Raw genomic sequence first — 11,708 nt, forward strand, 5'->3', positions numbered from 1 at the left:
CAAATGAATCGGGTTGCTCGTCGTTGTGTTTCTTGCTTACTGTGTTTGGGATTAGTAGTCACTTTAACAGTTTTTTCCCCCTCTTTACTGCCAGTTTATTCCCAAAATATAAGCCCTTTAACTACAGAAATTCGCGGCGTTTGGCTCACTAATGTTGCTAGTGGTGTACTATTTATTCCTTGGGGTATTAACCGTGCTATAAACCAATTATCGACTCTCAACTTTAATACAATTTATCCTGTAGTTTGGAACCGAGGACATACTTTTTATAAAAGTGCCGTAGCTAAAATGACTACTGGCTCGGAAACTCAACCCTTGCTCAACTTCATGCACGGTGGACAGGATGTTTTAGCAAAGATAGTAACACTTGCCAAAAATAAAGATTTGAGAGTTATTCCCTGGTTTGAATACGGGTTTATGACGCCGCATTATTCACAATTAGCAAGGCGTTATCCCGACTGGTTAACAATTGGTCAAGAAGGGATAAAATCTACCCAAGATGCTCCACCAGAAGAAATCGATAATGTTTTGGTTAGTAAGGTGGCTTGGTTAAATCCCTTACATCCGCAAGTGCAAGAGTTTATTCAAGAGTTAATTTTAGAAGTAGTCAGAAATTACGATGTGGATGGTATTCAGCTTGACGATCATTTTGGGATGCCAGTCCAGTTTGGCTACGATCGCTTCACTATTGAACTCTACCAGCAAGAGCATCAAGGCAAAAGTCCCCCAACTGATCCTTTTAACTCAGAATGGATGCGGTGGCGAGCAGACAAAATTACTGATTTTATGGCAGAAATCTATCAAGCTGTCAAGGCAGTTAAACCCAAAGTTAGAATATCTCTGTCTCCTAACTATCAAGCTTTTGCCTACAAATACTATTTGCAAGATTGGGAAAATTGGATAAAAAAAGGTTTAGTTAATGAGTTAATTTTGCAGGTGTATCGCAATGACAAAAACTCTTTTATCGCTCAACTGGAACAATCATCGATAAAATTGGCTCAAAGTCTAATACCTGTAGCTATTGGGATATCAACGGGAACAGTGCGTAATCCTGTGAAAATGGCACAAATTAGAGAACAAGTTCAGGTGGTGCGCGATCGCAATTTTGATGGTATCTCCTTTTTTTACTGGGAGAGTCTCTGGGGTTACATTGTACCGGAATCACCCCAACAGCGACGCAAAGGTTTTTTTGATCTGTTTAATGCTAAAACTGTCAGACTATTACAAACAAAGAAACTTTGATGCCATTCGCGTCCGAAAATACTAGATTTTGCTTTATATTGCTGTGGACTTTCGCTACTTTTGGCGGTTTTTTATTAAGTTTACTATTTATTGAAGTCGGCGAAAAGGCAGATATTGGAGTAGTAGAAGCGGCTATCGGCGGATTTATAATTGCACTTGCTCAAGGTTGTCTTCTCAAAGAACCTACTCATTGTATCAGGTGGATTTTGTCAAGTCTTTTAGGTTGGACTATCATCACCGCTATCGGTATTGGTGCGGTGGGTTGGATAGTCCCTAGCACTCAGATTTTCCCTGTGAGAATCCTGTATGGGGCGGTTTATGGGGCGCTTGGCGGTTTGGGGATTGGATTAGCACAATGGTTGGCAATTCCCCAGCATAACGCGTGGCGATGGATATTTGTCTCTTCGACAAGTTGGGCTGTTGCTGTCCCCCTGGGTTCTGCTATCGGGATGATCTTACACCGCCTGATGCAGTTATTCTTAGGCGAAGTTATGGGATTAGCTATTACTTGGCTCTTAGTTGGTATCCTCACCGGAATGAATGCTCATAAGTTGCAAACGTAAGTTCCCACTTCCTTGTTCACGCCGATATGATAACCTGTGTACATGAAGGTTGATGCAAAAAATAGCCTTTCTTCATGCCAACATAGATATAATATCGGACTTACTTATATATCTATAAAACTCATATTTGATTGCGTGAAAAAACTCGCCCTCAACTCAAAAAGTCTTCTTTCTTACTCCCCACTCCCTACTCCCCACTCCCAGCCTACGCAAATAATTTCAGGAATCAAATCGGATTCCTATATAGGACTATGATTTGATTGCGTGAAAAAACTCGCCCTCAACTCGAAAAGCGTAATTCCATATTTTCTACTCCCCATTCCCCCCTCTCCACTCCCTTTATTAAAAATTGTAAATTAAATTGATGTATACTGATGCTTGCACTTAGATATATGCAAAAATCTGAAAAAACTGTTAAAAACTTATTTTCAGTAAGTTTGCCCTAATCTGCAAATGTATTTTCGCCTTCAAAAAGCAGGATTTGTTAAGCTGACTTTTATTAGCTTTCCTAGATTTCTGACAAGAAGTAGAGAAAGATCCAAATTTCGATGAGCAACAGCTGACAAGACTTTGCTATAGGCGCTAAAGTGCATCTACTACAAGCATAACGACAAGAGAGCGCCTAGAAGAGTTAGTAATACCAGACAGGGACTCTCGCATGAATATAAATCCAACGGAATCAACTATGGAGTTGACAAAATTATCACCACCTCAGATGCTCTTTGGCACAGAAGTAGATGAGAAAAGTAGTAGTGAGCAATTTCTACTGAGCATGTACGATTCTGTGCAAGCATCAATATTTGTAGTTGATGTTTTAGAGGACGGAGATTTTCGATATGTGGCACTTAATCCCACTCATGAGCGGTGGATAGGCATTCACTCAGATGATCTCCGGGGTAAAAAACCAGAGGATATTCTCTCCGCCATCGATGCCGCTAAGGTACGTCAACATTATGCTGAATGTGTGCTATTCGGCAAAACTATTTCTTACGAACAATGTTTGCAATTCCAGGGGGTTCCGACTTGGTGGAGTACGACTCTCACCCCGCTAAGGGATGCTAACTCTCGGATTTATCGACTGATTGGTACTAGTAGCAATATTACTCCTGTGAAGCAAGCAGAACAAGCAGTTGGACTCCAGGTTGAACGGGAGCAACTACTAGAAGCGATCGCAGTCCGAATTCACCAATCTGTAGAATTTGAGACAATTCTGCATCAGACAACAATTGAACTGCGACAATTTTTGAATTGCGATCGCGTCCTCATTTATCGCTTCGAGGCTGATAACAGTGGAGTAATCATAGCCGAATCAACTGTGACTGATCCCCTGTTGGGAAAAAACATCACCGATCCCTGCTTTAGTGGCAATCGAGAACACTACGGGCGAGGTTGCATTCAAGTTGTTGAAGATATCTATGCAGCTGGGTTACATCCTTGCCATATAGATTTTCTGGTATCTTTGCAGGTGAGAGCTAATCTAGTCGTGCCGATTTTCAAAGAGCAAGATATGTGGGGGCTATTGATTACCCAGCACTGCCACCAATCGCGTCAATGGCAGCAAACAGAAACCGATTTACTCAAACAGTTGGCAACTCAAATCGGCATTGCTGCTGAACAGACAGAACTTCGTCAGCAAATCAAGGATCTCGAAGCAAAGTTGGAGTTGCAAAAACAGAAACAAAAAAATCAGTTGCAGCAGGTGCGAAACTTTCAAGCCTTGGTGCGACGCATGACAGAACAAATCCGCGACAGCCTGGATGAAACTCAGGTGTTGCAGACAGTGACTCAAGAATTAGCACAGTTACTCAACCTTGACCGTTGCCAAATCGAACTCTATAGCACCTGTGAAACTCTGGTTACCATTACCTACGAGTACAGCATTAACCTACCTCAGTGTCAAGGATTGACTAAAAAGATTGCAGACCGTCTTGAAGTTTATCAGCCCCTGTTGCAAAAACAACCATTGCAATTTTTAGAAATTGTGCCGGGATGGCAACCAAAGCTATTGGTTATGTCCCAGATGGCTTGTCCAATTTTCGATACTCAAGGGATTTTAGGAAACATTTGGTTGACAAGACCATCACAAGAGGCATTTGATGAATTTGAAATCGAGTTAGTGCAGCGGGTAGCAAGTGAATGTGCGATCGCCATTCGTCAAGCCCAGCTTTACAAACAAACCCAGGCACAGGTAAAAGAATTAGAAAAATCCGATCGGCTCAAAAACCAATTTCTCAGAACCCTGTCCCAAGAACTGCGGACACCAATAACTAGCATCAGCCTTGCAGCCCAAACCCTCGAAAGTGTCTTGACACCAGCAGAAATATTAGAGATAGAAATAGTTCCACAACTATTGCAGATTTTGCATAACGAGTGTGCGCGAGAAAGCAAGTTAATTAACGATCTACTCACACTCACATATCTAGAAGCCGAACCCGATCCCCCAACTTTGATTGCCATTGACTTACAAAGCTGGTTTCACCCCATTGTCGAGTCTTTTCGACACCTCACCAACTGCCAGCGACAGCAGTTATACCTGAGTGTTGATCCTGCACTCCCGCTTTTAGAAACAGATATCACCGAGCTGGAGCGGATTATCACCGAACTACTCAGCCATGTCTGCAAATATACCCCAGCAGGCGAGTCTGTCACAGTCTCTGCTCACCTGAGAGGGGATGCAGTAGAGCTTAATATTAGCAATTCGGGGCTAGAGCTTACCAGCAATGAACTGTCACGGATATTTGAGCCTTTCTATCACCTTTCCAAACACGATCCTTGGAAACATAGCGGCACTGGACTGGAATTGGCATTAGTACAGAAAATGGTCAGACATTTAGGCGGCTCAATTTATGTAGAGAGTGGAGCCGGTCAAACCACCTTCACCATCAAATTCCCGCTTTAATTCATTTTTTGGGCGCGGCACTAGCTAATTTGTCAGGAGTCTGCTATGATGGTTATTCGTGTGGGTGACTAGCTCAACGGTAGAGCAGTAGACTCTTAATCTATTGGTTGCGGGTTCAAATCCCTCGTCACCCACTACTTTCAGCCTCCAGATTTTATCCTTGACTAATTCTTGACTAAATTAAGTAAACGCTATCTTCTGAAAGCCTTGCAAATCAAGGATAATCAGCACCAAAACTTTGGCTAATTTGAATAAAAACGCCTACTCCCCACTCCTCACTCCCCACAAATCACTAGAGTGAATCCCCAGTGGTTATTCCCTAATCCTAAAATTCTGCTCTTTCTGGAGGAACTTCTGAAGATCCTTTATCTCAATTTTTTGCTCTTTAAATAGATTCTCTGTCCGTTCCCATTTATGATCTATTTTTTCATCATTTCCGTTAAGTGCTAAAAGACTAGCGTCTTTATAATTTACGTAATCCTGTAAATGAATATCAAACTTTTTATCAATAGCCTTTAACTCTTTCTGCAAGATTTTAACTTGCTCCAATAATTTTGCGTGGCCTTCTGCACTGGCGTGGCTACTTAAATCTTCCCCAATAAAAAAGCTGATACCAGAAGGAGTAATAATAAATTCGTTTTGAGGCGTAATAGGTATTACTGATTTTGTAGTATCCATTTTATTTGATTTGGATTTATTCTAAAAAGAATAATTGTAAAAGCAGGATTTCTGCTTTTACAATAACTAAGTCGTAAAATTTAAGGCAATAGCTTATTAATATCGGTTGCTACTTCCGATGGCAGGGTTAGCGCGTCTCAAACCCTATTGACAAGCGGACTTGCCTGATCAGCAATCAAGTTGGAAACAAAGTGGCACTATCCGAGCTAGGGTAAGATTTAATCCATCTAGGTGCAAGGTTCGAGTAATGGCAACAGGATTTGAGAACAAGAAAAGCAAAACCAAAGCATATTTTGCACCCAGCATAGATAGCAAAGACATTACCAGTAAGTTTCAGGAATACTTCACAGAAATAAAAGACCCGAGAGTGGAAAGGACGAGATATCATTTACTCACAGATATCATCACCATAGCGATTTTGGCAGTAATAGCAGGAGCGGAAGGTTGGGAAGATATTGAGGAGTATGGACTCAATAAACAGGAGTGGTTGAAAACGTTTCTAGAACTACCATTCGGAATACCCAGTCCAGATACTTCTTAGTTGAGTGTTTGAGAAAATTAATCCCAAAGAATTTGAGCAATGTTTTCGGCAGTGGGTTCAATCATTGGTTGAGAAATTGGGAGTAGAAGTAGTAGCCATAGATGGCAAAACTCATAGAGGCTCTTATGACCGAGAATCAAAGCTAAAAGCCTTACACACTGTCAGTGCTTGGTCAAATGAACACCGTTTGGTCTTGGGACAAACAAAAGTTAGCGAGAAATCCAATGAAATCACCGCTATTCCAGCACTCTTAGAAATGCTGGACATATCTGGCTGTATCATTACCATTGATGCAATGGGGACGCAGAAATCGATTGCCCAAAAAATCATCGCCGCAAATGCTGATTATGTTTTGAGCCTCAAAGATAATCATCCTACACTGCACCAACAAGTGAAGAATTGGTTTGAAGCTAGTCTTGCACAAGGATTTTTTGGTGTTGATGTGAGTATTAGTCAACGAGTAGAGAAAGGGCATCACCGAAAAAGAAAATCGTCAAGTGTACACTGTGTCAGTGTCACAACTTCCTGTACTCTTTGAACAAGACTTGTGGGCAGGACTGACAACAGTAGTCATGGTAGTACGTTCAATTCAGCATTGGAATAAAACTACCCAAGAAGTTCAATTTTACATCACTAGTCTCAAGAGTGATGCTCACAAGATTGGTAGTGCAATTCGACACCATTGGGGAATTGAAAATTCTGTTCATTGGACATTGGATGTGACATTTGGTGAGGATGAATGTCGGATTCATTCTCTGCATAGTCCACAGAATAATGCTAAAGCTCCGTCGCATTGCTCTCAATGCCTTAGAACGAGAATCTTCTTTCCGCCGCAGTATTCGCCAAAAGTCTCGGCGAGCCGCTATGAATGATCAGTATATGCTTTCCGTCTTGACGGCGGCTTTCTCAAACTCAACTCTCTCCTAGAATCCAACTGTCAATAGGGTTTGAGATGCGCTAACCCTGACTGCCCAGACTTTTAGTTCCTACTTGAATGCTACTTAAAATCTGGTTATTAATTCTTCAAAGCGTTGCTGAGAGATAGTCTGGAAGACCTTAACTATTTTCCAATACAAAATTTGCTAAAAATTCTATTTAAGACTGATTCTGTAACCTCTTCTCCAGTAATTTCTCCTAGTGCTTGAATCGCACCGCGTAAGTCAATTGTCCAAAAATCAAGAGGGAGTTGTTGGGCAATAGTTGCTTGTACTTGTTCCAAAGAGATTTTAGCTTGAGTTAAGGCTGCTGCTTGCCTTTGGTTAATGGCTAAATCCATATCAGCAGCTTGCACTTTACCCGATTTAACTATCTCTAAAATTGCTGTTTCTAAAGCATCAATGCCTTGATTTTGGGCTGCTGCTGTGACAATTTTAGATTTTAGATTTGGGACTTCGACTTCGCTCAGTCGAACGATTTTGGATTGAAGAGTTTTGCTTTCGTCTTCTTCTACTAAATCGATTTTGTTAATAACTAGAATTAATGGACGGTGTTGCACTTGTTCGTAAATTTTTTGATCGCCTTTGGTCCAACCGGCTGAAGCATCGATGGTAAGCAAGACTAAATCAGCTGCATTGGCGGCACGACGCGATCGCTCTACGCCAATTTTTTCCACTTGGTCTGTTGTTTCCCGAATCCCTGCTGTATCTAGCACTTGTACAGGAATTCCCCCAACAACTAACTGCGATTCCACTACATCGCGGGTTGTACCGGGTAAGTCAGTGACAATGGCGCGATCGCTCTGGCTCCAAGCGTTCAATAAGCTCGACTTACCCACATTCGGACGCCCCACAATTGCCACTTTTAAACCTGTGCGTAGCAACTCACCTTTGTCTTTGGTTGCCAATAACCTAGTTATTTCTGCGGCAATTTTCTCGATTTCTGATATTATTACTTTATCATCCAACGGCGGCAAATCTTCCTCAAAATCGATTCGAGCTTCGATTTCTGCCAAAATATCTAAACAGTTGGCGCGTAACTGCCGGATCGGATGAGCTAATTTTCCCTGCAAACCAGCTAAGGCAGTTTGGGCAGCTTGAGGCGATTTAGCTCCCACTAAATCAGCAATACCTTCAGCTTGAGTTAAATCCAATCGTCCATTCAAAAAGGCGCGGAGAGTAAATTCTCCAGGTTGGGCTAGTCTAGCGCCGTTTTCCAAACACAGTTGTAATACTTGCTGCACTGCCATAATTCCCCCGTGGCAATGGAATTCTATTACATCTTCACGGGTGTAAGAACGGGGTGCTTTCATAATTAGCAACAAGGCTTCATCTACCAGTTGTTGTGTTTGGGGATGGCGAATGTAACCGTAGAGAATCCGGTGACTTTCCCAAACTTGTCGTCCTGGTGCGTGAAAAAGAGTTTGGGCTAAAGCCATTGCTTGGGAACCGGACACCCGCACAATACCAACACTACCCTGTTGGGGGACAACAGCAGTGGCGATCGCAGCGATAGTTCCAGTAGTAGCAAAAACTTCTGACATGAGCGCCCTTGATAAGAGTGAGAAGTTAAGAGTCAAAATCATAACTCATAACTGATAACTTTCTAAATGGTAAGTATTTAGACTAATAGGATGGCAACTGGCAAGGTAAAATTTACCTGGAGAGTAATGCCTGATGGTAAATTAGGGCTGAAAATTCTAACTTATAACTTTTAAAGAGAGGAATTTACTGTGGAGCAAAAAATTAACTGTGCTGTAGCCTGTGTTAACGGGTGTGTTTTAGGGGATAAATGCCCCAATATCGAGTTTAGAGAGGCGACTGCAAAATTTATTGAAGAGACTCCCTTAGACAAAATGTTGGAGTTGGCACAAGAACGGCTGCGGAAAAAAATAACCGAACCGCCAAAATGGGTTCTTCCTGAAGATTGATAGCATTGGCGTCAACAGGCTTAAGCTTGAGAGCGGAAAGGTTAAATAGTATCTGGATCTATATTTAATTCTCGCAGTTTTGCTGCCAAGCGATCGCTACGTTGCTTTTCGTATTCAGCGCGTTGTTTCTCTTGTTGTGCAACTTCTTGTGGTGTCGAAATTACCTCACCATCAGAAGTAAAAAAGCGCAACTTTTCTTCATAAACACCTAAATATAAACCTAGCTGTTGACTCCACAACCACCCTTGAGGATTTGGTTCCAACGGTTGATATTCACCATCACTAATCAAAAACGGTTTAAGATTGTATCATACCACAAAACACTTTTGCAAGAGTTCTAACGTACAATTTCTTCAATTAATGTTAAAACATCAGATGGTTGGATTCGTATTCCCTAAAGGATAGGTGGTAAGAATGTCAATTGAACTAAATGTTAAAGTAAATAATCCTGTGTATCTGAAGGCATTGATTGAAAAAACTTCCTCTGTATTAACTGAAATTAATCTAGCAGAGCAACCTAAATTGAAAGTGCTATCTGATGGTCAAGAAGTATTTGATACATATTTAGAGAATTTTATCTTAGATGATACGAAGATTGAGATAATAGTAGAAATCCCAAAATATGCACAAGTATTTATTAGTATTTTTAGCGCAGGTGAATCTGAATTTTTAGGCGAAGAGGGAGGATATTGGGCATATTTTGTAGCAGGACAAATGCCCTATGAATCAGTCTTTATGATGATTGTACTAGCACTAACATATGCCAAATTAACAGGAGAAAAAATTGTGGATGAGTCTGGTATTCTTTCTAAGAATAGATATATCTCTGTTGATAATGTTATGAATATAATTAGAATATCAACTAGAAAAGATTTAACGGATTACTCTATGCAAGTTTGCCATAAGCTAGGAATAGATTTTGACTTGACAAACTAATTTATATTATTTAAGGGTAATCATCAACTCGAAAGCGTTTGATTTCATGTCCTTGAAGTCAACATAGAACCAGAAAAACAAGATTTGATTTCTCGATGGCAATTTGAGACTCCCATAAAAGCTTTATTAACTCTTTCACAGGTACAAGGCTTTAAACCAAAACCGATGGATTTTCGCTTTCTAGACCGAAATGGAAAGTTTCTAACATGCATAACAGAAATTGCTTTAAATACTAGCAACAATCGAATGAGACTGCGTATTGCTAAAGATTTTGATTTATTGTTTATAGAACAAAACCTTTGCGGTTGCTTGCTTTCCAATCCAATTCATTACTTTGGCACTAAATATCTAACCCAACAACCATTAACTCAGGCGGATGCTCAACAATGAACTGGTAATTTATTTCTCGTCGCTCTTGGGGTGGAAGAGTTAACTGCCATTCTAAAATCCCCATTTCACCAAGTTGAATTTGCGGATTGCTGCGGCTTAGACGCACTTTAATTTGCTCGTTGCGACTAACTGGTAATTGTTCAGTTAGTTTTAGATTTACTTCTTTCTCTAATAAGTTAGTAATGAACAACCGATAACTATAAGTAATCCGGCGCTGGTTGCTAATCAATCTTTTATCTACCAGACGTTCAACTAAATCGCGCTCAATTTTAAAACCTTCATCAATCCCTAAGTTCAGTTTGAATTCTTGCCCTGGTGCAATATTTTCTAGCTGAGTGGTTCCGATAAAAACATTGTCGCGGAAAATATTCGCTTTGCCTGGTAACAAAGTTGCACCGTTGGGATTATTTTTTACATTAGCTTGCAAATAAGCAAAACTTACTAAGCGTGGCATTGCCACATAATCGAAGCTACAAGGATAATTATCATTGAAAATTGTAGTTTTATGAGGTGCGCCATCACTGGGAATGTTACCGCCACCATTCAATTTAAAGCTAACTACACTCCCTTGTTTGGATACTTCTGCTGTAACGGTTTCTGCTGGAATCAGACTATCTTCTGCAACTTCATCTTCTCCTTGCCAATCTGTGGCAGCAGAAGCAGGCGGATCTGCTATGGTAGGCAGTAGTGGTGGCTGGGCAGAAAATCGTCGTTGTCGTAACATTTGTGGACGTGGGGCATCAATATACCAGGGTTCAAGTTTGGGTGGGAGTGTACCTAATCCTGGTTTAGCGGTAGAAAGGGTGAGATTTGCACCAATCCAATCTTCACTACTACTTTGAGTGATTTCTGCAAGGTAGCTCAGATGGACAATATCGCTGGTCCTGCTAAAGCGCAAGTCGTATAGTGGAGTCCAACTGGCGCGATTCACCAAATATGATATTTCTAGCTCAAACTTGCCTTCACCTGCAACTTCAACTCCTACAACTAAGCTAAAACTCTCTTTAGGATGGGGTGTTTGGATTTTTTGCAATGAGGTGCGGAGTGCTTGCAGTTGTTTGTCTAATTCCTGTTGTTGGGTTTTGCACTCTCCAGATGCGATCGCATACTCACTATACTGGCTTCCAAGAAAGTTCAAAAAATCTAAAGTTTCGCTAAGACTGAGATTTTTCCGAGACAAACTCTGTGCAAAGGGTTCTTCTGTTTTTTCACGCAATCCGTCGATAAAATTAGACTGCAATGCTAAAGCATCGACTTGGGCTTGCAGGTGGCGTTTTTCTGCTTCTAATTGCTGAATTTGCCTTGTTAAATGTGCAAGTTCCGCTACAGGTTCAGTGGTGTAGATGCGATCGCTACTTACTGCAAGCATTCGCACCCCTACGGTACCACTACCACTAACCCTGACAGACTCAGTTTCCATCTCTGGCACTGGGGTAATTACTAGTTCCTGCTCAATTCCTATTAAATCAACTACACCCCGCCGTGTAACCAATGCTCTGTCAGCGTACACTGTGACAGCTACAATCTCGCTTTGTACTGTTTTGCGCCAATACGGTATTTCCGGGTTAACCACTGCCAGTTTTCCCCCATTTT

The 11,708-nt window shown here is 41.1% G+C and carries 8 protein-coding genes, 1 tRNA gene and 2 pseudogenes; 7 read left to right on the forward strand and 4 right to left on the reverse strand.

Going from position 1 to position 11,708, the window contains the following annotated elements; translation table 11 throughout:
• Positions 1-3 precede the first annotated feature (3 nt).
• The 4 genes from V7K32_RS04940 (at position 4) to V7K32_RS04955 (ending at position 4,838) form a co-directional block, all read left to right on the forward strand.
• Complete coding sequence (locus tag V7K32_RS04940; RefSeq protein WP_334990880.1) at positions 4-1,242, forward strand: glycoside hydrolase family 10 protein; 1,239 nt, start codon at positions 4-6, stop codon at positions 1,240-1,242.
• On the forward strand, positions 1,242-1,805 hold the full coding sequence (locus tag V7K32_RS04945; RefSeq protein ID WP_334990882.1) for a hypothetical protein: 564 nt from the start codon (positions 1,242-1,244) through the stop codon (positions 1,803-1,805). Before V7K32_RS04940 ends, V7K32_RS04945 begins: the two co-directional genes overlap by 1 nt.
• A gap of 658 nt (positions 1,806-2,463) precedes the next feature.
• Positions 2,464-4,704 (forward strand): PAS domain-containing sensor histidine kinase, encoded by a 2,241-nt coding sequence (locus V7K32_RS04950; RefSeq protein WP_334990884.1) that lies wholly within the window; start codon positions 2,464-2,466, stop codon positions 4,702-4,704.
• Positions 4,705-4,766: 62 nt separating this feature from the next.
• Positions 4,767-4,838 (forward strand) — tRNA-Lys (locus V7K32_RS04955).
• Between the two features lie 178 nt (positions 4,839-5,016).
• Here V7K32_RS04955 and V7K32_RS04960 read toward each other — a convergent pair.
• The gene (locus V7K32_RS04960; protein WP_334990886.1) at positions 5,017-5,382 is read right to left on the reverse strand and encodes a hypothetical protein; all 366 of its coding nucleotides are present in this window, start codon (positions 5,380-5,382) and stop codon (positions 5,017-5,019) included.
• A 247-nt stretch (positions 5,383-5,629) separates the two neighbouring features.
• Here V7K32_RS04960 and V7K32_RS04965 point away from each other — a divergent pair.
• Positions 5,630-6,850: pseudogene (locus V7K32_RS04965) on the forward strand (ISAs1 family transposase).
• Between the two features lie 133 nt (positions 6,851-6,983).
• Here V7K32_RS04965 and mnmE read toward each other — a convergent pair.
• Positions 6,984-8,402 (reverse strand): tRNA uridine-5-carboxymethylaminomethyl(34) synthesis GTPase MnmE, encoded by a 1,419-nt coding sequence (gene mnmE, locus V7K32_RS04970; RefSeq protein ID WP_334990888.1) that lies wholly within the window; start codon positions 8,400-8,402, stop codon positions 6,984-6,986.
• 189 nt (positions 8,403-8,591) lie between these two features.
• Between mnmE and V7K32_RS04975 the strand changes: the two genes are divergently transcribed.
• Complete coding sequence (locus V7K32_RS04975) at positions 8,592-8,789, forward strand: hypothetical protein (protein ID WP_334990890.1); 198 nt, start codon at positions 8,592-8,594, stop codon at positions 8,787-8,789.
• Between the two features lie 41 nt (positions 8,790-8,830).
• On the opposite strand, the pseudogene V7K32_RS04980 reads toward V7K32_RS04975, so the two are convergent.
• Positions 8,831-9,082, reverse strand: a pseudogene (locus tag V7K32_RS04980) (Uma2 family endonuclease); the annotation flags it as partial.
• Positions 9,083-9,203: 121 nt separating this feature from the next.
• Here V7K32_RS04980 and V7K32_RS04985 point away from each other — a divergent pair.
• On the forward strand, positions 9,204-9,725 hold the full coding sequence (locus V7K32_RS04985; protein WP_334990892.1) for a hypothetical protein: 522 nt from the start codon (positions 9,204-9,206) through the stop codon (positions 9,723-9,725).
• Between the two features lie 340 nt (positions 9,726-10,065).
• Here the strand turns inward: V7K32_RS04985 and V7K32_RS04990 are convergent, their stop codons facing one another.
• Positions 10,066-11,688, reverse strand: a complete 1,623-nt coding sequence (locus V7K32_RS04990) for a mucoidy inhibitor MuiA family protein (protein ID WP_334990894.1) — start codon at positions 11,686-11,688, stop codon at positions 10,066-10,068.
• Positions 11,689-11,708: the final 20 nt, after the last annotated feature.

It is taken from the genome of Nostoc sp. (assembly GCF_036917635.1).
Taxonomy (GTDB): Bacteria; Cyanobacteriota; Cyanobacteriia; order Cyanobacteriales; family Nostocaceae; genus Nostoc.